Source organism: Streptomyces sp. SID13726 (assembly GCF_010548375.1).
Taxonomy (GTDB): domain Bacteria; phylum Actinomycetota; class Actinomycetes; order Streptomycetales; family Streptomycetaceae; genus Streptomyces.
Map to the genome: position 1 here is coordinate 24006 of NZ_JAAGLY010000008.1, position 22380 is coordinate 46385.

The window sequence follows — 22380 nt, forward strand, 5'->3', positions numbered from 1 at the left end:
GAGACTATTCGATATGCACCATTTAGTGGGGATTAATCTGGACAATACCGGGCAACTCAAGTCGACTCAGAAGTGAATAAGCAATGACTACCTGGGCGGTTTTACGGAAACACACAGCCACGGCTAGGGTGCCTCAGATGTTCCGAGCCGCCGCCGACGCAGTCCCCCGTCCGCGATCGCCCCACGCCCCGCCCGGCAAGCAGCGCGACGCCTTCTTCGACAACGCCAAGTACCTGGCGATCGTCCTGGTGGCCGTCGCCCACTCCTGGGAGCCCCTCAAGGGCGACAGCCGGATCCTGGAGGGCTTGTACACGGTGGTGTACGCGTTCCACATGCCGGCGTTCATCGTCATCTCCGGCTTCTTCTCGCGCAGCTTCGACATGCGCCCCGACCGGCTGAAGCGCCTGATCACCGGTGTCGCCGTGCCGTACGTCCTCTTCGAGACGGCGTACTCCCTGTTCCGGCGCTTCGCCGACCACGACCCCGGCGCCGAGATCAGCCTGCTGGACCCGTGGTTCCTGACCTGGTTCCTGGTCGCCCTGTTCATCTGGCGGCTGACCACCCCGATCTGGAAGCTGGTCCGCCGGCCTCTCCCGCTCGCCCTCGGCATCGCCATGCTGGCCTCCGTCACCCCCGAGATCGGCGACGACCTCGACCTCCAGCGGGTGCTCCAGTTCCTGCCGTACTTCGTGCTGGGCCTGATCCTGAAGCCCGAGCACTTCCGGCTGGTGCGCCGCCGCTCGATGCGGATCGCCGCGGTCCCGGTGTTCGCCGCCGCGCTCGCCGTCGGCTGGTGGGCGGTGCCGCGGATGGAGACCGGCTGGTTCTACCACCGTGACGCGGCCCAGGAGATGGGCGCGCCCTGGTGGACGGGCCCGGTCATGGTGCTGGCCCTGTTCGGCTGCTCCCTGCTCCTGACGGCCTGCTTCTTCGCCTGGGTGCCCGGCCGGCAGCTGTGGTTCACCACGCTCGGCGCGGGCACGCTGTACGGCTATCTGCTGCACGGCTTCCTGATCAAGGGCGGCGACTACTGGGGCTGGTTCGACCACGCCTGGCTGCGCCACCCGGCCGGCGAGATCTTCGTGAGCGTCCTCGCCGCGCTCGCCGTCACCCTGCTGTGCACCGCGCCGGTGCGCCGGGTCTTCCGGTTCGCGATGGAGCCTGACATGGACTGGGCGTTCAAGCGGGACTCCGCCGAGGTGGCCCGGGGGCGCGAGCAGAAGGCGGCTCCCCGCGAGAAGGTCGGCGTCTAGGGAGCCTGGTCGAGACCCCGGCCCAGACCGAGGAGCGCGCGCATCCCCGCGTACTTCTCGGTCAGTCGCCTCCGGGTCGCCTCGTCCAGGACCCCGAGCCGCGCCGGGTCCGCGTTGTGCGCCAGGTCGGCCTCCTTCACCAGCAGCGCGCCCGGGGTGGCGAGGATGCGCCCGGCGTACGCCTCGGGCGGCTCCCCGGCCCGCTTGGTGACGGCGAGCACGATGTCCTTGGTACGACGGCTCAGCGCGGCCTCCTCCAGCCACCGCGCGGAGAGCGCGTCGTCCTCGACGGAGTCGTGCAGCCAGGCCGCCGCGATCTGCTCCTCGTCGCCGCCCCGCGCGCGGACGCCCTCGGCGACGGCCTGAAGGTGCTCGGCGTACGGCCGTCCCGCCTTGTCGGTCTGGCCCTCGTGCGCGGCGCGGGCGAGGGTCTCGATCTCGGCCGGGGTCAAGTGGTCGGTCATCGCCCCAGTGTGTCGCTCCGCAGGGCGGCGCGGGCGGGGAGGGTGGCCGAGGTCAGGCCGAGCACGACGATCGCGCCGGCGAAGGCGCCGTAGACCAGCGGCGGGATGTAACGGCCCCTCCCCCGTCAGCCCCTTCATCACCTGTCGGCCGCGAGAGCTGGCCGGGACGGCGGTCGGGGCGGTGACCGGCCTGGGGGTCCTTCCAGGCCCTCACGGCACTGGGGGAGCATCGGGAGGACGGCGTTCTGCTCGGTCGTGAGGGCGGGAGCAGGTTGAACGCCGGACACGAAGCCGAGGGCGGGTGCGGCGTAGCGCGGTGTGCGATGGCGGGCGGGAGGGTCAGGTCGATACCGCGGAGGGCGTGGACGGCGGAGTTCCCCCGGCCGTAGCGCCGGGTGACCCCGTGCAGTTCTACGGCCCAGTCGGCTGGCGGATCGGACCGGGGGTAAACCCCACCCACCACTACCGCGGCACGGCCTGGGCCGTAGGGCCCTCGCGGGAGATCAGCAGTAGGGCGCGGTCATCGTTGACGTCCTTGGCGACCGCCTCGATCAGATGCCAGGCCGCCCCGTGGAAACCGCCGGCGACATACCGGTCGGCCTCACCGGTGAGGCGGTCGATGCCCTCCACTATGTCCCGGTCGGAGGTCTCCACGAGGCCGTCGGTGAACAGCATCAGGACGTCACCGGGCCGCAGCGAACCCTTGACCGGGTCGAACTGGGCGCCGTCGTACACCCCGAGGAGGGGACCCTCGGCCGCCTTCTCCTCCCAGCGCCCGCTGCCCGCGCTGAGCTGGAGGCCCGGCGGATGGCCCGCCGAGTACAGCTCGTAGTCGCCGGAGTCCAGGTCGAGGACCAGGTGGATCGAGGTCGCGAAGCCCTCGTCCCAGTCCTGGCGGAGGAGGTAGCCGTTCGCGGCGGTCAGGAAGGCGTGCGGGGGCAGGGAGCCCAGCAGCCCGCCGAACGCCCCCGACAGCAGCAGCGCACGCGACGCCGCGTCCATGCCCTTGCCGGAGACGTCGGTGAGGACGACCTCCAGGGTGCGGCCGCCGTTGGTCCGGGCCGCGACCACGAAGTCGCCCGAGAAGGACTGCCCGCCGGCCGGCCGCAGCGCCATCTCCCGGTGCCACCCCTGCGGCAGCTGGGGCAGCTTGCTCTGCACCCGGATGCGTTCGCGCAGGTCGAACAGCATGGTGCCGCCGCGCCGCCAGGGCACCCCGACCCGGCTGCGGAACTGGGCGATGAGCAGCCCGAAGAAGCCACAGGCGGCCACGACCAGGACCACGCCAGGGGTGACCCGGGACGGTCCCTCGGTGTACGGCCCGAGCTGCACCGACTCCACGATCAGCGCGGTCGCCGCCGCCGCGTACAGACCGAGCAGGCTCGCGGGCCGCAGCAGGAGCCCGCCCGCGACGATCGGCAGGACCAGCGCAGCCGGTGAGCACCACACGGAGTTCATCAGGGTGGTGGCCGCGATCAGCGGGACGGTGAGCAGCAGACCGGCCAGCGCGACCCAGTCCGAGCCGTCGCCCCGGAAGTAGTCCACGGCACTTCTGCGCAGGCCGGTGCGGACCCGGTGCCACTGCATCTTCAACCGGGCCGTGAACGTCTCGGCTTCCGCGCGCCGCTCTCGTCCTGCTGCCATTAGTTCGGGACCCTATCCATCGGACCAGCTGCTTGGCACGGGAGGTCCCACTTGTCCCCCGTCCGAGGTTCAACTTCACAGTGAACTTCACAGACAGCCGCTGTGCCGCCGCCAAGACGAAATTCCCTCGCTCGTCCCGCAATGCCCTGGTAGGCATGGTTCATGGGGACTGACTTGCGGGTGCTTCGGCAGGACGACTGGGACGAGTGGTACGACAACCTGATCCGCGCCTTCGGCGGGGTTCCGGAGTCGGCCGAGGAGCGTGAACTGTGGCGTGAACTCACCGAACGGGACCGTTCGATCGGGGCCTGGGACGGCGATCTGTGCGTGGGCACGGCGGGCGCGTTCGGCTTCCGGCTGACCGTGCCGGGCGGTGCCTCGGTGCCGGCGGCGGGCGTGACCATGGTGAGCGTGGCGGCCACGCACCGGCGGCGCGGGGTGCTGACGGCCATGATGCGGCGGCAGTTGGACGACGTCCGCTCCTGGGGCGAGCCGCTGGCCGTGCTGACCGCCTCGGAGCCGGTGATCTACGGCCGGTTCGGGTACGGCGTCGGCAGCTACCACCTCAACGCCGAGATCGACACGACCCGGGTCCGGCTGACCGTGCCGCCCGGCACCGACGACGTACGGCTGCGCTACGCGGCCCCCGCCGACGTGCTCGACGCGTGCGAGGCGGTCTACGCCGAACTGGTGCCGCGGCGGCCCGGGATGGTCGCCCGGATCCCCGGCTGGGAGCGGCTGTGGCTGCTCGACCCGGAGAGCGACCGGGACGGCGCGTCGCCGTTGCAGTGCGTGGTCGCGGAGCGGGACGGACAGGTCGTGGGGTTCGTGCGGTTCCGGGTCAAGGCGGACTGGGAGGCGGCCGGGCCCAAGGGCACGGTGGTCGTCTCCGACCTGGAGGCGCTGGACCCGGCCGGGCACGCGGCGCTCTGGCGGTTCCTCTTCGACCTCGACCTCACCTCCCGCATCTACGTCCGGCGGCGGGCTGTCGACGAGGCCTGGCAGTACCTGGTCTCCGACATCCGGCGCTGCGGACTGCTGGTGCGGGACTCGCTGCACGTACGGCTGGTGGACGTAGGGGCCGCGCTGGAGGCGCGCACCTACCAGGCGCCGGTGGACGTGGTGTTGGAGGTCGAGGACGCCTTCTGCCCCTGGAACTCGGGGCGTTGGCGGCTCAGCGGCGACGCCAAGGGTGCCACCTGTTCCCGTACGACGGACTCGGCCGATCTCGCCCTGTCCGTACGGGAGTTGGGGGCGGCCTATCTCGGCGGGGTGAGCCTGGCCTCGCTCGCGGGGGCGGGGCTGGTACGGGAGTCGCGGCAGGGCGCGCTGGCGGAGGCGTCGGTGGCGTTCGGTTCGCCGGTGCCGCCCTGGCTGCCGCACGGCTTCTAGACGCCGGGCCCGGCCTTCAGGTTCCAGACGCCGGGCCCTGTCCTCACGTTCCAGACGCCGGGCCCTGCCTTCAGGTTTTCTGGCAGGTGGGGCACCAGAAGAGGTTGCGGGCGGCGAGATCGGCGGTGCGGATCTCGCCGCCACAGAGGTGACAGGGCAGGTTGGCCCTGCGGTACACGTAGACCTCGCCGCCGTGGTCGTCCACGCGGGGTGGGCGGCCCATCGCCTCCGGGGTGTGTTCGGGGCGGACGGTGTCGATGCGGTTGTTCCTGACGCCCTCGCGCATGAGGTCGACGAGGTCGGTCCAGATCGCGTCCCACTCGGCGGGGGTGATGTCCTTGCCCGCGCGGTAGGGGTCGATGCGATGCCGGAAGAGGACCTCGGCGCGGTAGACGTTGCCCACGCCCGCGATGATCTTCTGGTCCATCAGGAGCGCGGCGATCGTCGTACGGCTGCGGGAGATCCTCCGGTACGCCGCCTGCGGGTCGGCGTCGGTGTCCGCGCGCAGGGGGTCGGGGCCGAGGCGGTCGTGTATCGACTGCTTCTCGGTGGGGGTGATCAGGGCGCAGGTCGTGGGGCCGCGGAGGTCGACGTAGGCCGTGCTGTTCGCGAGGCGGAGGCGGACCGTGTCGGTGGGCGGGGGCGCGGGGGTGGCGCCGAAGTTCACCTTGCCGAACAGGCCGAGGTGGATGTGGACCCAGTCGGTGTCACGGAACCCGAGGAAGAGGTGCTTGCCGTGGGCCTCGGTGCGGGTGAGTTCCGCGCCGGTGAGGAGTTCGGCGGCGTCGGAGAACTTGCCCTGGGGGCTGGTGACGCGGGGTTTCGTGCCCTGGAACTCGGCGCTGTAGTCCTGGGCCAGGCGGTGGATGGTGTGGCCCTCGGGCACGGTGGCTCCTTGTTCGTCTGCGGGGCGGAGTGGGGTGGGGTGGGGTGCGGGGCGGGTTTTCTCGCCCCCGCCGCCCCTACCCGTCCCGTCCTCCTGGGGCTCCGCCCCCGTGCCCCCGCTCCTCGAACGCCGGAGGGGCCAAATGCGGCAGGCTACTGCTGGGGGTGGTGCGCCGGGATGTCCGGCAGGTCGCCCGTCGTCTCGTAGGCCGACAGCATGTCGATGCGGCGCTGGTGGCGCTCGTCGCCGGAGAACGGGGTCGCGAGGAAGGTCTCGACGAACTTCGTCGCCTCCTCCGTGGAGTGCATGCGCGCACCCACCGCGACGACGTTGGCGTTGTTGTGCTGGCGGCCCAGCGACGCGGTCTCCTCGCTCCAGGCGAGGGCCGCGCGGACACCCTTGACCTTGTTCGCCGCGATCTGCTCGCCGTTGCCGGAGCCGCCGATCACGATGCCGAGGGCGTCAGGGTCGGCGGCGGTGCGCTCGGCGGCGCGGAGGCAGAACGGCGGGTAGTCGTCCTGGGCGTCGTAGATGTGGGGGCCGCAGTCGACCACGTCGTGACCGGCCGCCTTCAGCCAGTCGACGAGGTGGTTCTTGAGTTCGAAGCCCGCATGGTCGGAGCCGAGATACACGCGCATGGGATGAGTGTGACACGGCTGTTTCCGGGCAGCAGCCTCGGGTGTCGGCCAGGAAAAATGTGAACCAGACAATAGAAGCTCAAGGAAACCTCAAGTAACGATCTGGATTCAGAGGTTCACGATTTCCTTTACCTCCGATTCACTGGACCGGCCCGTACACCGCTCGTACGGGAACCCCCACACCCGGCGCAAAGGAATTCCCCGTATGACTGGTCTCCAGGCCGGACTCAAGAACCGTCACCTCTCGATGATCGCCATCGGCGGTGTCATCGGCGCGGGCCTCTTCGTGGGCTCCAGCTCCGGTATCGCCACCGCCGGACCCGGCATCCTGCTGTCGTACGCCCTCGTCGGCACGATGGTCGTGCTCGTGATGCGGATGCTCGGCGAGATGTCCGCCGCGAACCCGAGCTCGGGTTCGTTCTCCGCGCACGCCGACCGGGCGCTCGGGCGCTGGGCCGGCTTCTCCATCGGCTGGCTGTACTGGTTCTTCTGGGTCGTCGTGCTCGCCGTCGAGGCGACCGCCGGCGCCAAGATCCTCGAAGGGTGGATACCCGCCGTACCGCAGTGGGGGTGGGCGCTGATCGTGATGATCGTGCTGACCGCCACCAACCTGGTCTCGGTCGGCTCCTACGGCGAGTTCGAGTTCTGGTTCGCCGGGATCAAGGTCGTCGCCATCGGTGCCTTCATCGTCATCGGCGCGCTGGCGGTCTTCGGTGTGCTGCCGGGTGTCGACTCCGACAAGGCGGGCCTCGGCAACCTCACCGACCACGGCGGCTTCCTGCCGCACGGGGCCGGGGCGATCCTCACCGGCGTACTGCTCGTCGTCTTCTCCTTCATGGGCAGCGAGATCGTCACCCTCGCCGCCGGGGAGACCGCGAACCCGCGCAAGGCCGTCACCAAGGCCACCAACAGCGTGATCTGGCGGATCGCCGTCTTCTACCTCGGGTCGATCTTCGTCGTCGTGACCCTGCTGCCGTGGGACGACAAGTCCATCGCCGACAAGGGTTCCTACGTCGCCGCGCTGGACTCCCTCGGGATCGCGCACGCCGGTCAGATCATGAACTTCATCGTGCTGACCTCGGTGCTGTCCTGTCTCAACTCCGGTCTGTACACGGCCTCCCGGATGGCCTTCTCGCTCGGCGAGCGGGGCGACGCGCCGAAGGCGTTCGCGAAGGTCAACGGGCGGGGCGTGCCGATGGCCGCGATCCTCGCGTCGGTCGTCTTCGGCTTCGTCGCCGTCTTCTTCAACTACCTCTCCCCCGACAAGATCTTCCTGTTCCTCGTCAACTCCTCCGGTGCGGTGGCGTTGTTCGTGTGGCTGGTCATCTGTCTGTCGCAGCTGCGGATGCGGAAGATCATCCAGGCCGAGGCGCCGGAGAAGCTGGTCGTGAAGATGTGGCTGTACCCGTATCTGACCTGGGCGACGGCCGCGTTGATCGTGTTCGTGCTCGGGTACATGCTGACCGACACCGAGCACGACGGCCGGGAGACCGTGCTGCTGTCGCTGCTCGTCGCGGCGCTGGTGCTGGTCATCGCCGTGGTGAAGGACAGGGTCGGGGGCGGGCGTACGACGACGCCGGTCGCCGACGAGCCGACGGACAAGGTGTCCGTGAGCTGACCGGGTGTGCGGTGGGGCCCCGTGGCGCGTACGCGTGCCGCGGGGCCCTTCGCGTGTGCCGGTGTGTCACAGGGCCGTGAAGCTGTCCCTGACCTTCTCGTACGTCTCCACGGCCGTCCCCTCGGTGTCCGCCTGGTACCAGGTGCTGATCTCGTACGACATCTCGCCCTTGCGGAAGCCGAGGAGGCGGGCGTGCCAGGGTTCGCCCTGGGCGGTGACCGTGTACTCCCAGACGACGGCGGGCCGGCCGTGGAAGGTCGTCTCCTCCAGGCGGATCCGCTGGTACCCCTGCCCCTTGCTGGTGTTCTTCGCCTCCTCCTGCTCCCAGTTCTCCAGCAGGGTGGTGTTCTTGGTGGCCATGCTCGCCCTGCCCCAGATCTCCTGGGTGCCGTCGGGGGACGTGTAGCGCACGTAGGAGCCGCTGTAGACGGTCCGCTTCCAGCCTGCGGGCGGGATCCAGGAGAAGAGCCCGGATTCGGTGCGGGTGCCGGGGGGCCGTGAGGTGCCTTCGACTGTGGGGGACGGGGTGGTGGGGGTGGGTGTGGAGGAGACAGGCGTGGAGGGGGTCGGGGAGGTTACTGTGTCGTCGTGGCCGGGGGAGCCGGGGTTGAGGAGGAGGACGGCTGCGGTGATGGCGCCTGCGGTGGCTGTGGCTATGGCTGCGAGGAGGGCGGTGCGGCGGTTGCGGTGGCGGTTGCGGTTGCGTTGAGGGGTTGAGGGGGTGGTGGGGGTGCGGTGGGGGTGGGGGCCCAGGAGGGAGCTGGGGGTGGGGTCGGGGTCCGTGTTGGGGCCGGGGGGTTGTTCGGGGGTGGCTTCCGTGCGGATCAACGAGACGCCGGGGCGGGGGCGTTGGGGGTAGAGGGACTGCGGGGGCGCCGAGGCGGTGCGGGTGGGGACGTCTCGTGTCGGTGCGTCCGGTGCGGGGGTGTGTTCCGTGGGGGCGCCGGCCATGAACGAGTCCCGGGTGGGGGCGCTCGCGGTGGGAGTACTCGCGGTGGGGGCGGACGCCCGGAGAACGGCCCCCGCCGAATTCGCGGAGGGCGTCTCGGAACGGACCTCGGAGTGCTCCCCGGAGGCGGCTTCGGTGGAGGCGCTGGCGGGTTGGGAGGGTGGGGTGTGGGAGAGGTCGGGTGGGCCGAACGGCTGGGCTGGTGCGGGTGGTTCGGGGCTGTTGGAGGCGCGGGGTTTTGTGGGCGGCTTTCGGTGTGCCGGTGGTGCGGAGGCGATGTTTGAGGAATTTGAGGGATTTGAGGGACTGGAGTCGGTGGAGGAGAGATCGCCGGGGATGGCGTCGGTGGGAGGGGCGTGCGGGGTGGTGTCCGTGGGGCCGGTGTCTGAGGGATCGTGCGGGTGAGTGCCTGGCGGTTGATCGGCGACCGGGGTGCTTCGCGGGGGCTCGGCATCGCGGGTGATGTCTTGAGAGGCGGCGTCCGTGAGGCCGGCTGTCGAAGTGGCGTGCGGGGGCTGGGAAACGGAGGTTTCCTGCCGGGCAGACGCGGGGGCGTCTTGTAGTTGTTCGGAATCCGGCTTGCCTTGCAGGGGCTTGGTGGCTGGGGCGTCGTGGACGGCAGGGGCTGAGGGGTCGCGCCTATGAGTAGCCGGCGGTTGATCGGCGACCGGAGTGTCGGGCGGGGCGGTGTGCGGGGGGCCGGTGACGGGGGTGTCTTGCTCGGCGGGTACGGCGACGGCTGGCGGTCGCTCGGTGGTGCCGGGGGCGTCTTGTCGGGAGGTCGCGTCCGTGGGCTCGGCAACAGGGGTGCGGTGCCGGGCTGATGGGGGAGCAGCGGGCCGTTGCTCAGCACCGGAGGCGTCTTGCAGGGCCCCGCCCGGGGAACCCGACGCACCGCGCGCGGGCTCCGCAACAGGGGTGTCGTACCGGGCTGATGGGGCAGCAGCGGGCCGTTGCTCAGCACCGGAGGCGCCTTGCACGGCCCCGCCCGGGGAACCCGACGCACCGCGCGCGGGCTCGGCAACAGGAGTGTCGTGCCGGGCTGATGGGGCAGCAGCGGGCCGTTGCTCAGCACCGGAGGCGCCTTGCACGGCCCCGCCCGGGGAACCCGACGCACCGCGCGCGGGCTCGGCAACAGGAGTGTCGTGCCGGGCTGATGGGGCAGCAGCGGGCCGTTGCTCAGCACCGGAGGCGTCTTGCACGGCCGCGCCCGGGGAACCTGGAGTATCACGCCGGGGGTCAGCAACAGGGGTGTCGTACTCGGCAGATGCGGCGGCAGCAGGCAGCCGCTCGGCGTCGGGGGCACCTGGCACGGGCCCAGCGCCTCGGGCATCGCGCACAGCCGCGTCCCGGGAACCCGACGCGTCACCCACGGGCCCAACAGCAGAAACGTCGGACCCGGCCAACGCGGAGACACCGTGCACCCCCTCAGCGCCGGGGGCAATCGGCGCAGATCCAGCGCCTCGGGCATCGCGCACAGCCGCGTCCGTGGGATCTGAAGCAGCACGCCGGGGTTCTGCAACAGGGGGTTCGTACCCGGCAGATGCGGCAGCAGCAGGCGGCCGTTCAGCGCCTGGGGCGTCGTGCCCGGACGATGCGGAGACACCGTGCACCTGATCAGTGCCGGGGGTAGTCGGCTCAGGAGCAGTGCCCGGGGCATCGTGCACAGCCGCGTCCGCGGAACCCGAAGCACCACTCGCGGGCTCGGCAACAGACGCGTCGTGCCCAGCAGATGAGGAGGCACCCGGGATGTCCGACGAGGGCCCGGCGCCCGGCGTGCCCGGCACAGGCTCGGTGTCCGAACTGTCCCGCACGGGCCCCGAGTCCGGTGTGGTCGGAGCATCCTGCCCGGCGGTTGAGGCGGCTCGCGTGGGATCGGTGGCGGTCGGGGCGTCGTGCACGTACTCGCGCTGTGACTCCCGCTCGGGCCCCGTCGACTCGTCCGGTGCCTGCTCGGTGGCCGGTACTCGGGGATCTCGCGCCGCCCGTACGATCCGTGGCTCCAGGTAGGCCGGGGTCGGCAACTCCCTCGGCGCCCAGGGGAAAGCAGGCGTCTCCTCCCCCACAGCCGCGGAACGCCCAGCCGCACCCGAGCCGCCCTGCTCCCCCGCCGCCAGCCCTCCGGCCCCGCCCGCCGAGGCCCCCGACCCACCCGACGCAGCCTCCGCCGCATCTACCGAAGCGCCCGGCGACTGCTCCACTCCCGGCCCGTCCACCACAGGCTCATCCGGCGAACCACTCAGCCCACCGGACAAATCCTCCGCCGCACCAGACCTCCCAACCGGAACTACCGGGGCACCCGGCAGCCGCTCCACTCCCGGCCCGCCTGCCGCAGACCTGTCCGGCGACCCACTCAGCCCGTCCGACACAACCTCCGCCGCACCAGACCCCCCAACCGGGGCACCCGGTAGCAGCTCCGCCCCCGACCTGTCTATCGCAGGCCCGTCCGGCGACGCGCTCCGCTCACCCGGCCGAGCCTCCTCCGCACCAGGCTCACCGCTCGTACCTGCCGAACCACCCGGCCGTTCCTGAACTCCCCAACCGCCCGGTGCAATTGGCCTGCCCGGCCACCCCTCCGCTCCCGACCCCTCCGCCACAGGCCTCCCCGGAGAAGCCCCCAACTCCCCGGCCACATCTGCCGAGGCCCCCGAAAGTCCCTCTGCCCCCGGCTCACCCGACGCTCCGGGCTGATCTGCCATGTCCGCTTCCGACGCCCACGCAGGCCGTGGCCGCCCCGGCGAGCCCGGCATCTCCGAAACAGCCGGTCCCCCCACAGACCCCGGTGACTCCGTCAGCCCAGGCACCCTGGTCTGTTCCGGTTGCTCCGCCGGCCTCGGCGTATCCGTCCACCCCTCTTGCTCAGCCCACTCCTCTTGCTCAGCCCGCCCCGGCGTACCCCCCTGCCCCGACAACACCGCATCCCCCGACGCCCCCGCACCCCCACTCCCCCCAGAACCCCCAGAACCCTCAGCCCCCAATCCACCAACTACCGACTCGCTCTCCCCCCTGCCCCCACTCCCAGCAGCCCCACCCCAACCCCCACCGAACCCCCCCGCCCCCTCGCCCCCTCCCACCGGCAACGTAGGCAACGTAGGCCTCAGCACAGGGAACGCGATCGGATGAAGCGTCGTCTCCAGGTCCTCCAGCGCCGGCCGCACCGACGGTTCCTTCTCCAGGAGCGCGGCGAGTATGTCCGTCAACGGGCCCGCCGAGGCGGGGAGTTGTGGCTCCTCGTAGAGGACCGCGTGGAGGGTCGCGAGGGTGGTGTCGCGGGAGAAGGGGGAGCGGCCGGCCAGGGCCGCGCAGAGGGTCGCGCCGAGGGACCAGATGTCGGACGGGGGGCCCTGGGGGCGGCCGGAGATCCGTTCGGGGGCCATGTAGTCGGGGGAGCCGACGAGCATGCCGACCATGGTGAGCGCCTTGGCGTCCTGCATCGCCGCGATGCCGAAGTCGGTGAGGACGATCCGGCGGCCGGTGCGGGCGCCGGACTCCACCAGGACGTTGCCCGGTTTGATGTCCCGGTGCAGGACCCCCCGCGCGTGCACCTGGCGCAGCGCCTCCACCAGGCCGAGACCCAGCTGTGCCGTCTCGCGCGGGTTCAGGGGGCCGTCCTCCGCCATGATCCGCTCCAGGGAGCGGCCGGCGACCAACTCCATGACGATCCACAGGCGTTCACCCTCGTCCACGACGTCGTATATCCGTACGACGTTGGGGTGGTCGATCCGCGCCGTGGCCCTGGCCTCGCGCAAGGTGCGTTCACGGCGGGTACGGGTGTCCTCGGCGTCGAGGCCGTCGATCCGCATCTCCTTGACCGCGACCTGCCGGTCGAGCATTTCGTCGGCGGCTCGCCACACCCGCCCCATTCCCCCCTGGCCGATACTCTCGACCAGGCGATAACGTCCCGTCACCAGGAGCCCCGGAACTCCGCCGCCCCTCGGGTTTCCCGCGTTCCCCGTATTTCCCGCGTTCCCCGGCAATCCGCTGCACCCCCTCAACGATGCCCCGACTGGAACACAATGGTCACACTTCGCGCCGTACCAGCATAGTGCGGAGAAATCTTGTGGTACCTCTTCAAGTACTGCGAATTCAGGCGCAGCCAAGGGGGACGAACATGAGTTCTCGTCGTATGACGACCATCGCTGGATCGCTGGTCACGGCATCTTTCTCGACGGTGATGATCCTTTCCTTCACCGCGAGCGCGGACGACCAGGGGCCCGCAAGCAGCAAGGGGGGAAAGGCCGTCGACGCGGCACCGGCAGGCGTGAAGCTGACGACCACGCTGCCCGAGAAGATCTCCGTCGACAACAGCTCGCAGGAGACCGACCTCACCGCCGGCGTGAAGAATGACGGGAGCAAGGACAGCGGAAAGATCAGGCTCTTGGTCGTCGGGTTCGACGGCCTTACGGTCAAAAACGTTCAAGGCTGCTCTCCGATTGCGGAAAAGGATCTGCCGGAGGGCTCGAACAGCGGTTTTGCCTGCCCCATCGACAATCTCGCGGCCGGTCAGTCCAAGTCGTACGCCGTGGACGCGACATTCGATCTCAACAAGACCGGAAAGATCTGTCTGCCGGTGCAGACCAGCGACGGAAAGAAGACGTTCTGGCAGCAGGGCCCGGTTCCGTTCGGTACGACGAACCCGTCGCCGAACGCCCCGGCCACCCCGCTGCTGCTGGGCACCGACAACAAGCCCGTGGCACCGGGCGGCGACGCGCTGCCCAAGACCGGTGTCCTGCGTGACCTGCTGCCGCTCGGCGCCGCCGGCGGGACGCTGATCGCGGCGGGCGTCACCGGGGTGTGGTGGACGCGGCGACGGCCGCGGCAGGCAGAGGCCTGAGCCACGGAGGGCCCACGGTGAGCTGAGAGAACCGGAGGCTTAACCTGACGGAAGCTGTCAGGTTAAGCCTCCAGCATGGGGGCCATGAAGCACCTCCACGACCTCACCGACCTGCTCGTCCTACGTCCCGGTGACACCGGCTACGACGACGAACTCGCCGGTTTCCAGACCGGGTTCACCCAGCGCCCCGCCCTCGTGGTCGGCGCCCGCTCCGCCGAGGACGTGGTCGCGGCCGTACGTCACGCGGGCGACCGCGGGCTCGCGGTCGGCGTCCAGGCCACCGGGCACGGGCGGTCCGGCCGGACGGACGGCGGCCTCCTCATCAGCACCCGGCGCATGGACCGGGTGAGCATCGACCCGGTCGCCCGTACCGCCCGCGTCCAGGCGGGTGTCCGCTGGGTCCGGGTGGTGGAGGCCGCGGCACCGCACGGTCTCGCGCCCCTGAACGGCTCTGCGCCGGGTGTCGGTGCCGTGTCGTACACGCTCGGCGGTGGACTCGGCATCCTGGCAAGGGAGTTCGGGTACGCGGCCGACCATGTCCGCGGCCTCGACGTCGTCACCGCGGACGGCCGGCTCCGGCACGTGACCGAAGGGGACGAGCTGTACTGGGGTCTCCTCGGCGGCGGCCGTCACCTCGGTGTGGTCACCGAGCTGGAGATCGGGCTCGTCCCGGTGCGGACGCTCTACGGCGGTTCGCTCGCCCTCGACGGCCGCGAGGCCGACCCGGCGGCCGTACTGCGGACGTACGAGGAGTGGACCAGGACCGTCCCGGACACACTGACCTCGTCCCTGGCCGCCGTACCGTATCCGGACCTGCCGGCGCTGCCGCCGCACCTGCGCGGGCGGTACGTCGTCTCCGTACGGATCGCGTACACCGGCGCCGACGGCGAGCAACTGGTCGCGCCGCTCAGGGAGATGGGCCCGGTGCTCGCGGACTCGCTGCGGGTGATGCCGTACGCCGAGAGTCACACCGTCCACAGTGACCCCGACGTCCCGCACGCCTACTACGGGGACAGCGCGGTGCTGAGCGGGCTGGACGTCGACAGGGGCGGTGAGCTGCTCGCGCGGACCGGTCCGGGGGCCGGCGCCATGGTCGTCGTACAGGTGAATCATCTGGGCGGGGCGCTGGCGCGGCCGGCGCCGAACTCGGTGCCGTACCGCGAAGGGCGTTTCCTGGTACGGCTGTTGGCGATGGGCGGGCGGGAGGCGGCCCGGGAGCTGCTGGACCCGGCGTTCGCGCTGCTCGCGCCGCGCACCCTCGGCCGCAGCGTCAACTTCGCCTTCGGGGCCGGGGATCGGACCGAGGGGCTGTACGACGGGGAGACGCGGAAGAGGCTCGCCGAGCTGGAGTCGCGGTACGACCCGGCGAGCCTCTTCCGGAGGGGTGTCAGCGCTTGACGAGCTTCCAGGCGGTGGGCAGCACGCCCATCGCCAGGGCCGCCTTGAGGGCGTCGCCGATCAGGAACGGGGTGAGGCCGGCCGCGACCGCCGCGGAGAGGGACATGTCGGCGGCGTAGGCGAGGTAGGGGACGCCGACGGCGTAGATGATCGCCTCGCCGATCAGCATCGTGCCGGCCGTCCGCCACACGTTGCGGTCGGCGCCCCGGCGGGCCAGGGCGCCGACGGCGGCGGAGGCCAGGATCATGCCGAGGATGTAGCCGAAGGAGACGGAGAACCCGGCGGTGCCCTGGGCGAACCACGGGAGTCCCGCGAGGCCGGCCAGGGCGTACAGGGCGAGGGAGGCGACACCGCGGCGGGCGCCCAGGGTAGTGCCGACGAGCAGCGCGGCGAAGGTCTGGCCGGTCACCGGGACCGGGGAGCCCGGCACGGGGACGGCGATCTGGGCGGCGAGGCCGGTGAGGGCGGCGCCGCCGGCCACGAGCACGACGTCCCGGACGCGGGAGGCGGGGATCAGGTCGGCGAGGACCTGGCCGGTGCGGATGGGGGCGACGGCGGTGCTCATGGGGACTCCGCGGGTGTGAACGACAGGGGACACGGCGACGCTATCCCGGCGCCCTCGGGCCGATCACCGTCCACGCTCGACAAAGCCTCGAACGGCGGCTTGGTGGGCTCCGGACAAAGAGTGCGGGTTACACCGGGTTCGGCGTGACCCCTGTCACTGAGGTGAGGTGGTCCGGGATACAGGGGGCGTCAGGTGTCCCGCTGTGGGGAATCACCAATGAACCCTAGTGGTCTGGTCGGATTCACCGTTTCTGACCTACCCTTCGGGACATGGTCGCCCAGTCCCGGTACTTCTCCTCGCGTCGCCATGTCGATCTGCGCCGCGTGGGCACGGCCGTGTGTCGCCGTCCGGTGTGAGGCGGGCTCCGGCACGCCTCGCCTTCCGAGACGTGTCGGCCCCCGTTCCCGAGGACGGTCCTCCATGCCCCGTACCGCGACATCACCCAGCACCGCGGCATCCTCCCTCGCCCCCACTCCCGCCTCCCGGCGCCGGACCAGCGCCAGCGTCGTCCTGCGGTCCGTCCTGGAGCACGGACCGGTGGCGCGCAGCACCATCGCCCGGCTGACCGGACTGTCCCCGGCGTCGGTGACCGACTACTGCTCCCGGTTCACCGAACTCGGTCTGATCCGTGAGTCCGCCCTGCCCCAGCGGGCCCAGGGTGTGGGCCGACCCCATGTGCCCGTCGACCTGGACGACTCACGATTCGTCGTGGGCGGGGTCCATGTGGCCGTCCCCTATACGACGGTCGCGCTGCTCGATCTGCGCGGGCGGGTGGTGGACCGGCGGGAGCTGCGGCACGACGGCGCCGACGCGGCCGCGATCCTGACGCGGGCCGCCGACGGGCTCGCCGCCCTGCTGGCCCGCTCCCCGCGGCTGCGTGCCCTGGGGGTCGGATTCGCGGCCGGCGGCTGGGTGGACCGGGACTCCGGGACCGTCGTCGAGCACCCCCTGCTGGGCTGGTACGAGGTGCCGGTGCGGGAGTTGCTCGGCGCCCGTACCGGCCTGCCGGTCCATGTGGACGGGCACGCACGGGCGTTGGTCAACGCGGAGCGGCTGTTCGGGCGGGCCCGCGGCAGCCGGAGCGTGCTGCATCTGTTCGTCGGCAACGTGGTGGACTCGGCGTTCGCCACCCACGACGAGGTGCACCACGGGCCGCGTTCCCAGGCGGGCTCGATCGCCCATCTGCCGGTGCCGGGCGGCACCGAGCCCTGCGCGTGCGGGCGCACCGGCTGCCTCCAGGTCGAGCTGAGCGAACGGACGTTGTGCCGACGGGCCCGGCAGGCGGGGGTCATCGAGGGCGCGAACCCGATGCATGTGGTCGCGGCGGCGGCCGGGGGCGACCCGGAGGCGGTACGGCTGCTCGTGGAGCGGGCCGGTGCCGTCGGGCGGGCGGCCCGGCTGCTGCTGGACGTGCTGAACCCGGAGACGGTCGTGGTGACCGAGGTCGGCGTCATGCACCGCGAGGACTGCCTGGCCGCGCTGCGCGAGGGCGTCGGGGACGAACGCGCGGCAGCCGTACTGCCGTCGGGCTTCCCGGACTCCGTCCTGGCGGTCGCGGGCGGCTCGGTGGCGCTCGACGTGCTCTACCGGGACCCACTGGCCGCGTGACCTCAGGCCGCCGAAGGCATGACCGCGGGCCGCGTGACCTCAGGCCGCCGACCGCGTGACCTCACGCTATTTAATTCAGAAACTCCGAATGTTGACAGGGCCCACGCATGACCGCGACCATCCTTTCCATGAGCCCTCGCCTGCACTGTCGCGCCCTTTGTTGCTGACACGTTGCCCCGTGTGACGCGCTCATTTCTCCTGCGTGAATTCATTTCCGCGTGACTTTCTCCTGCACCGATTCAGGGAGTCCTCCCATGCCCTCTTCCCGCACGTCCGGCATCGACCGGCGGCTTTTCCTCACCTCGGTTCTCGGCGCCGCGGCCGGTGTCGCCGGCCTCAGCGGCTGCGCGGGCAGCAGCGCCGCCGCCGACACCGAGGACGCCCTGACCGCCCCGCTCGCGGCCAAGGTCCCGGCCGGTACCAGCCTGAAGATCTCCTCGTATTCCGGCACCCAGCAACTCCAGTTGAAACTCGGAAAGCTGGGCGAGCTACCGTTCAAGGTGACCAGCTGGGCCAATATCAGCGCCGGCCCCGATGTCATCAACGCCTTCCGCTCCGGCTCTCTCGACGTCGCCAACAACGCGGGAATCCCGCCGATCCAGGCGCACTTCCAGGGATTCGACGCGAGAATCGTCGCGATCAACATCACCCGGAAACCGAACTATCTCTTCGCCACCAAGCCGGGCAGCGACATCCGTACGGTCGGGGACTTCAAGGGGAAGAAGCTCGCCTTCTCGCAGGGCCAGGCCCAGGGGGTCGTGCTGCTGCGGGCGCTGAAGAAGGCCGGGCTCGCCTACGACGACGTGGACCTCGTCCCGCTCACCAGCAACCAGTTCTTCACGGCCCTTCAGTCCGGCCAGGTGGACGTGGCCCCGCTCGCCAACAGCCAGGCGCCCGCCTACCTCCAGCAGTACGAGGCCAAGGGCGCCCGCGCCATCACCACCGACGTGGTCGACCTGCTCAACCTGCTCTGGGCGCCGGCCTCCGTGCTGGGCGACCCCGCGAAGGCCGCCGCGGTCGCCGCGTACATCCCGTACTGGGCCAAGGGCCAGGTGTGGACGTACGAGAACCCCGACGCCTGGAACGAGGAGTTCTACGTCAAGACGCAGAACCTCAGCCTCGCCCAGGCGAAGGCGGTCACCGCGCTCGCCAACAAGCCGCTGTTCCCGCCGAGTTGGGACGAGGCGATCAAGTGGGAGCAGGAGACCGCGAATCTGCTCGCGGAGGGCGGCTTCGTGAAGAAGTTCGACGTCGGCGACCTCTTCGACCACCGCTTCGAGGGCATCGCGGCGAAGTCCGTGGCCGCGGAGTACCGGCGGTGAGCGCCGTGACCACGGCGGGAGCCGCCGTCGCGGTGGCCCCGGCCGAGGACGCGCCCCAGGTCCGCAGGCGCCGTCGGCTCTCCCCCGGCAAACGCCTGCCGGCGGCCCGGCTCGTCGGCCCGGTGCTCTTCCTCGCGCTGTGGGCCGCCGCCTCCGCCGCGGGTCAGCTCGACCCGGCCGCGATCCCGCCGCCGTGGACAGTGGTGCGGACCGGCGTCCATCTGTGGACCGACGGGACGCTGCCCACCGATGTGCTGACCTCGCTCCAGCGGGCCGCCTCGGGGTTCGCGATCGGCCTGGTCGCGGGTGTTCTGCTGGCCCTGGCGTCCGGGCTCAGCCGGGTCGGCGAAGCGCTGATCGACGGGACGGTGAACCTCAACCGGGCGATCCCGACCCTCGGTCTGATCCCGCTGTTCATCCTCTGGCTGGGCATCGGCGAGGCCTTCAAGGTCGCCATCATCGCGATCGTCGTCTACATCCCGATCTATCTGAACACCCATGCCGCGCTGGCCGGCATCGACCACCGCTTCGTCGAACTCGCCGAGGTGCAGGGGCTGTCGAGGTTCGCCTTCGTACGGCAGATCGTCATCCCCGGCGCGCTGCCCGGATTCTTCGTGGGACTCCGGCTCGGCGTCACCGGCTCCTGGCTGGGCCTGGTCGTCCTGGAGCAGATCAACGCCACCAGCGGACTCGGCTACATGATGTTCCAGGCCCAGAACTACGGCCAGAGCGATGTGATCCTCGTCGGTCTCGTCGTCTACGGCGTCTTCGGCCTGGTCTCCGACAGCGCGGTCCGTCTCGTCGAACGGAGGGTGCTGTCATGGCGCCGCACACTGAGCAGCTGACCCGGCCGGCCGTCCGACTGCGGGGCCTGACCCGGTCGTTCGACGGGCGTACGGTCCTCGACGGCATCGACCTCGACATCCCGGCCGGGCAGTTCGTGGCCCTGCTCGGGCACAGCGGCTCCGGCAAGAGCACCTTGCTGCGGGCGGTGGCGGGGTTGGACCACGAGGTCGTCGGGAGTGGTCGACTCAGCGCGCCGGAACGGGTGTCCGTGGTGTTCCAGGACTCGCGGCTGCTGCCCTGGCGGCGGGTGCTGGACAACGTGCTCCTCGGGACCGACGGGGAGGAGAGGGGGCGTCAGGCTCTCGCCGAGGTCGGGCTGAAAGGCCGTGAGCGGGCCTGGCCGAGCGAGCTGTCCGGCGGGGAGGCCCAGCGCGCCGCGCTCGCCCGCTCGCTGGTCCGCGAACCCGAACTCCTGCTGGCCGACGAGCCGTTCGGGGCCCTCGACGCCCTGACCCGCATCAGGATGCACGCGCTGCTGCGGGAGCTGTGGAAGCGCCACCAGCCGTCGGTGCTGCTCGTCACCCACGACGTGGACGAGGCGATCGTGCTCGCCGACCGCGTGCTCGTGCTCGAACAGGGCCGCATCGGCCTCGACCTGACCATCGACCGCCCGCACCCGCGCTCCTACCGGGACCCCCTGCTGGGCGAGTACCGCGAACGACTGCTGGCCGCACTCGGCGTCACGGAGGACCACGCATGACCGCAGGACAGCTCCACCTCAACGCCTTCCTCATGAACACCGGCCACCACGAAGCCTCCTGGCGGCTCCCCGAGAGCGACCCGTTCGCCCATGTCTCGCTCGACCACTACGTCCACCTCGCCCGGATCGCCGAGCGCGGCACCTTCGACTCGCTCTTCCTCGCCGACGGGCCGCAGTTGTGGAGCAACCTCGGTCAGCGGCCGGCCGGGGCGCTGGAGCCGCTCACGCTGCTGACCGCGCTGGCGACGGCCACCACGCACATCGGGCTGATCGCGACCGCGTCGACGTCCTACAACTCGCCCTACAACCTGGCCCGCAAGTTCGCCTCGCTGGACATCATCAGCGGGGGCCGGGCGGGCTGGAACATCGTCACCACCGCCGGTGCGGAGGCGGCCCGGAACTTCGGTCTGGAGCACGAGCCCGCGCACGCCGAACGGTACGCCAGGGCCGGGGAGTTCCTGGACGTGGCGCTCAAGCTCTGGGACAGCTGGGAGGACGACGCGATCGTCGGCGACAAGGCGGCCGGCGTCTGGGGCGACGACACGAAGATCCACCCGCCCCGGCACCGGGGGCCGTACTTCAGCGTCGAGGGCGCCCTCAACGTGCCCCGCACGCCCCAGGGTTACCCCCTGCTCGTGCAGGCGGGCTCCAGTGAGGACGGCAAGGAGTTCGCGTCCCGGTACGCCGAGGCGGTGTTCACCGCGCAGCAGACCATCGAGGACGCGCGGGCCTTCTACGCCGACCTCAAGTCCCGTACGGCGGCGGCCGGCCGGGACCCGGAGCACATCAAGGTGCTCCCCGGGATCGTCCCCGTCATCGGCGCCACCGAGGCCGAGGCGCTCGACAGGGAGCGGGAGCTGGAGGACCACATCGTGCACCGGCACGGCGTGGCCAACCTGGAGCGGCTGCTGCAACTCCCCCCGAACACACTGGAGTTGGACAGACAGCTGCCCGCCGACCTGCCGCCCGAGTCCGCCGTCGAGGGCGCCAAGAGCCGGTACACGCTCGTCGTGGAGCTGGCCCGGCGCGAGCGGCTCACCGTGCGGCAGCTGATCGGGCGGCTCGGCGGCGGGCGCGGCCATCTCACCTTCGCCGGGACGCCCGAGCAGGTCGCCGACGCCATCGAGACCTGGTTCACCCAGGGCGCCGCCGACGGCTTCAACATCATGCCCCCGGTGCTGCCGTCCGGCCTCGACGCCTTCGTCGACCACGTCGTCCCGATCCTGCGCGCCCGCGGTCTGCTCCGCACCGAGTACGGGCCCCGGCAGACCCTGCGGGAGCGATACGGCCTCCCCCGCCCCGCCAACCAGCACGTCCAGCCCGTCCCCGCGTAACACCTGGAAAGGACCCCACCCATGTCCGGTATCGAGATCCGCAAGGTCACCGCACGCATCGGCGCCCAGGTCTCCGGCGTCGACCTCGCCCGGCCGCTCGACCAGGAGACGGCCACCGCGCTGCGGGACGCCCTCAACGTCCACAAGGCGCTGGTCTTCAGCGAGGTGAACCTCGACGACGAGGGCCAGCAGGCCTTCGCCCGGCACTTCGGTGACCTCACCACCGCCCACCCGACCGTGTCCGCCGTGGACGGCGCCCCGAACGTCCTGCCCGTCGACAGCGAGGGCGGCCGGGCCGCCAACCACTGGCACACCGACGTCACCTTCGTCCTCAACCCGCCCCAGGCCAGCACCCTGCGCAGCCTGACGATCCCGCCGTACGGCGGCGAGACCCTGATCGCCAACTCGGCGGCCGCGTACCGGGATCTGCCGGAGCCGCTGCGGCGCCTCGCCGACGGGCTGTGGGCCGAGCACACCAACGACTACGACTACGCCGTACCGGAGGAGGCGGTGGACGAGGAACAGGCCGCCCGGCGCGCCCAGTTCACCTCGATCAAGTTCCGCACGGCCCACCCGGTGGTCCGGGTGCACCCGCTGACCGGTGAACGCGGGCTGTTCATCGGCGGGTTCGCGCAGCGGATCGTCGGGCTGTCGGCGGGCGAGTCCCGCAAACTGCTCGACATCCTCCAGTCGTACGTGACCCGGCCGGAGAACCTGCTGCGGCACCGCTGGTCGGAGAACCAGCTCGTCCTCTTCGACAACCGCATCACCCAGCACTACGCCGTCGACAACTACGACGGTCTGCCGCGCCGGCTGCACCGGGTGACCGTCGCCGGGGACGTCCCGGTGGGCATCGAGGGCAAGGAGAGCTACTCGATCGAGGGCGACGCCTCGCACTACACGGCCGTAGCGGCGTAGTCACCGCGGGT

The 22380-nt window shown here is 71.1% G+C and carries 17 protein-coding genes and 2 pseudogenes; 11 read left to right on the forward strand and 8 right to left on the reverse strand.

Going from position 1 to position 22380, the window contains the following annotated elements; genetic code table 11:
- The first annotated feature begins 137 nt into the window (after positions 1 to 137).
- Entirely contained in the window at positions 138 to 1253 is a 1116-nt protein-coding gene (locus G3I78_RS22260) for an acyltransferase family protein (RefSeq protein ID WP_164427314.1), read from the forward strand.
- On the opposite strand, the gene G3I78_RS22265 is transcribed toward G3I78_RS22260, so the two are convergent.
- The 3 genes and pseudogenes from G3I78_RS22265 to G3I78_RS22275 form a co-directional block, all read right to left on the reverse strand.
- A complete protein-coding gene (locus G3I78_RS22265; RefSeq protein WP_164427316.1) occupies positions 1250 to 1717 on the reverse strand; it encodes an HD domain-containing protein in 468 nt (155 codons plus the stop codon). The two genes, G3I78_RS22260 and G3I78_RS22265, sit on opposite strands and share 4 nt — an antisense overlap.
- Positions 1718 to 2048: 331 nt before the next feature.
- A pseudogene (locus tag G3I78_RS53220) lies at positions 2049 to 2180 on the reverse strand (ABC transporter ATP-binding protein); the annotation flags it as partial.
- Complete coding sequence (locus G3I78_RS22275; RefSeq protein WP_164427318.1) at positions 2180 to 3361, reverse strand: PP2C family protein-serine/threonine phosphatase; 1182 nt, start codon at positions 3359 to 3361, stop codon at positions 2180 to 2182. The gene G3I78_RS22275 and the pseudogene G3I78_RS53220, both read right to left, overlap by 1 nt.
- Before the next feature lie 162 nt (positions 3362 to 3523).
- Between G3I78_RS22275 and G3I78_RS22280 the strand changes: the two genes are divergently transcribed.
- Positions 3524 to 4753: a GNAT family N-acetyltransferase gene (locus tag G3I78_RS22280; RefSeq protein ID WP_203615354.1), complete on the forward strand. Its 1230-nt coding sequence runs from the start codon at positions 3524 to 3526 to the stop codon at positions 4751 to 4753.
- Between the two features lie 70 nt (positions 4754 to 4823).
- On the opposite strand, the gene G3I78_RS22285 is transcribed toward G3I78_RS22280, so the two are convergent.
- Both G3I78_RS22285 and G3I78_RS22290 read right to left on the reverse strand, forming a co-directional pair.
- Positions 4824 to 5639, reverse strand: a complete 816-nt coding sequence (locus tag G3I78_RS22285) for a DNA-formamidopyrimidine glycosylase family protein (RefSeq protein WP_164427320.1) — start codon at positions 5637 to 5639, stop codon at positions 4824 to 4826.
- Positions 5640 to 5791: 152 nt separating this feature from the next.
- Positions 5792 to 6277, reverse strand: a complete 486-nt coding sequence (locus tag G3I78_RS22290; RefSeq protein ID WP_164427322.1) for a ribose-5-phosphate isomerase — start codon at positions 6275 to 6277, stop codon at positions 5792 to 5794.
- 205 nt (positions 6278 to 6482) lie between these two features.
- Between G3I78_RS22290 and G3I78_RS22295 the strand changes: the two genes are divergently transcribed.
- Positions 6483 to 7895 carry an amino acid permease gene (locus tag G3I78_RS22295; protein WP_203615355.1) on the forward strand — a complete coding sequence of 471 codons (1413 nt, stop codon included), beginning with the start codon at positions 6483 to 6485 and terminating at the stop codon, positions 7893 to 7895.
- A gap of 66 nt (positions 7896 to 7961) precedes the next feature.
- Here the strand turns inward: G3I78_RS22295 and G3I78_RS22300 are convergent, their stop codons facing one another.
- Complete coding sequence (locus G3I78_RS22300; RefSeq protein ID WP_164427273.1) at positions 7962 to 8846, reverse strand: hypothetical protein; 885 nt, start codon at positions 8844 to 8846, stop codon at positions 7962 to 7964.
- Between the two features lie 3102 nt (positions 8847 to 11948).
- Positions 11949 to 12755: pseudogene (locus tag G3I78_RS22305) on the reverse strand (serine/threonine-protein kinase); the annotation flags it as partial.
- A 200-nt stretch (positions 12756 to 12955) separates the two neighbouring features.
- Between G3I78_RS22305 and G3I78_RS22310 the strand changes: the two are divergent.
- Together G3I78_RS22310 and G3I78_RS22315 are read left to right on the forward strand one after the other, a co-directional pair.
- The gene (locus G3I78_RS22310; protein WP_164427324.1) at positions 12956 to 13678 is read left to right on the forward strand and encodes a hypothetical protein; all 723 of its coding nucleotides are present in this window, start codon (positions 12956 to 12958) and stop codon (positions 13676 to 13678) included.
- A gap of 84 nt (positions 13679 to 13762) precedes the next feature.
- On the forward strand, positions 13763 to 15076 hold the full coding sequence (locus G3I78_RS22315) for an FAD-binding oxidoreductase (protein ID WP_164427328.1): 1314 nt from the start codon (positions 13763 to 13765) through the stop codon (positions 15074 to 15076).
- Here G3I78_RS22315 and G3I78_RS22320 read toward each other — a convergent pair.
- Entirely contained in the window at positions 15066 to 15641 is a 576-nt protein-coding gene (locus G3I78_RS22320; RefSeq protein WP_164427330.1) for a biotin transporter BioY, read from the reverse strand. The genes G3I78_RS22315 and G3I78_RS22320 overlap by 11 nt on opposite strands.
- 420 nt (positions 15642 to 16061) lie before the next feature.
- Here G3I78_RS22320 and G3I78_RS22325 point away from each other — a divergent pair, with 420 nt between their 5' ends.
- From G3I78_RS22325 to G3I78_RS22350, 6 genes are all read left to right on the forward strand, one after another.
- Positions 16062 to 17249 (forward strand): ROK family protein, encoded by a 1188-nt coding sequence (locus G3I78_RS22325; protein WP_164427332.1) that lies wholly within the window; start codon positions 16062 to 16064, stop codon positions 17247 to 17249.
- Positions 17250 to 17503: 254 nt separating this feature from the next.
- Positions 17504 to 18571 carry an ABC transporter substrate-binding protein gene (locus tag G3I78_RS22330; protein ID WP_164427334.1) on the forward strand — a complete coding sequence of 356 codons (1068 nt, stop codon included), beginning with the start codon at positions 17504 to 17506 and terminating at the stop codon, positions 18569 to 18571.
- On the forward strand, positions 18568 to 19416 hold the full coding sequence (locus G3I78_RS22335; protein WP_164427336.1) for an ABC transporter permease: 849 nt from the start codon (positions 18568 to 18570) through the stop codon (positions 19414 to 19416). The genes G3I78_RS22330 and G3I78_RS22335 overlap by 4 nt, the downstream gene beginning before the upstream one ends.
- A complete protein-coding gene (locus tag G3I78_RS22340; RefSeq protein WP_164427338.1) occupies positions 19392 to 20117 on the forward strand; it encodes an ABC transporter ATP-binding protein in 726 nt (241 codons plus the stop codon). Before G3I78_RS22335 ends, G3I78_RS22340 begins: the two co-directional genes overlap by 25 nt.
- Complete coding sequence (locus G3I78_RS22345) at positions 20114 to 21451, forward strand: LLM class flavin-dependent oxidoreductase (protein WP_164427340.1); 1338 nt, start codon at positions 20114 to 20116, stop codon at positions 21449 to 21451. Before G3I78_RS22340 ends, G3I78_RS22345 begins: the two co-directional genes overlap by 4 nt.
- 21 nt (positions 21452 to 21472) lie before the next feature.
- The gene (locus G3I78_RS22350) at positions 21473 to 22369 is read left to right on the forward strand and encodes a TauD/TfdA family dioxygenase (protein WP_164427342.1); all 897 of its coding nucleotides are present in this window, start codon (positions 21473 to 21475) and stop codon (positions 22367 to 22369) included.
- Positions 22370 to 22380: the final 11 nt, after the last annotated feature.

What these genes read in the sequence shown, in the direction of transcription:
- G3I78_RS22315 (WP_164427328.1), top strand. Translation starts at nt 13,763, where the DNA reads ATGAAGCACCTCCACGACCTCACCGACCTGCTCGTCCTACGTCCCGGT.
- G3I78_RS22275 (WP_164427318.1), bottom strand. Translation starts at nt 3,361, where the DNA reads ATGGCAGCAGGACGAGAGCGGCGCGCGGAAGCCGAGACGTTCACGGCC.
- G3I78_RS22350 (WP_164427342.1), top strand. Translation starts at nt 21,473, where the DNA reads ATGTCCGGTATCGAGATCCGCAAGGTCACCGCACGCATCGGCGCCCAG.
- G3I78_RS22310 (WP_164427324.1), top strand. Translation starts at nt 12,956, where the DNA reads ATGAGTTCTCGTCGTATGACGACCATCGCTGGATCGCTGGTCACGGCA.
- G3I78_RS22320 (WP_164427330.1), bottom strand. Translation starts at nt 15,641, where the DNA reads ATGAGCACCGCCGTCGCCCCCATCCGCACCGGCCAGGTCCTCGCCGAC.
- G3I78_RS22345 (WP_164427340.1), top strand. Translation starts at nt 20,114, where the DNA reads ATGACCGCAGGACAGCTCCACCTCAACGCCTTCCTCATGAACACCGGC.
- G3I78_RS22330 (WP_164427334.1), top strand. Translation starts at nt 17,504, where the DNA reads ATGCCCTCTTCCCGCACGTCCGGCATCGACCGGCGGCTTTTCCTCACC.
- G3I78_RS22280 (WP_203615354.1), top strand. Translation starts at nt 3,524, where the DNA reads ATGGGGACTGACTTGCGGGTGCTTCGGCAGGACGACTGGGACGAGTGG.
- G3I78_RS22260 (WP_164427314.1), top strand. Translation starts at nt 138, where the DNA reads ATGTTCCGAGCCGCCGCCGACGCAGTCCCCCGTCCGCGATCGCCCCAC.
- G3I78_RS22325 (WP_164427332.1), top strand. Translation starts at nt 16,062, where the DNA reads ATGCCCCGTACCGCGACATCACCCAGCACCGCGGCATCCTCCCTCGCC.
- G3I78_RS22290 (WP_164427322.1), bottom strand. Translation starts at nt 6,277, where the DNA reads ATGCGCGTGTATCTCGGCTCCGACCATGCGGGCTTCGAACTCAAGAAC.
- G3I78_RS22295 (WP_203615355.1), top strand. Translation starts at nt 6,483, where the DNA reads ATGACTGGTCTCCAGGCCGGACTCAAGAACCGTCACCTCTCGATGATC.
- G3I78_RS22340 (WP_164427338.1), top strand. Translation starts at nt 19,392, where the DNA reads ATGGCGCCGCACACTGAGCAGCTGACCCGGCCGGCCGTCCGACTGCGG.
- G3I78_RS22265 (WP_164427316.1), bottom strand. Translation starts at nt 1,717, where the DNA reads ATGACCGACCACTTGACCCCGGCCGAGATCGAGACCCTCGCCCGCGCC.
- G3I78_RS22300 (WP_164427273.1), bottom strand. Translation starts at nt 8,846, where the DNA reads ATGGCCGGCGCCCCCACGGAACACACCCCCGCACCGGACGCACCGACA.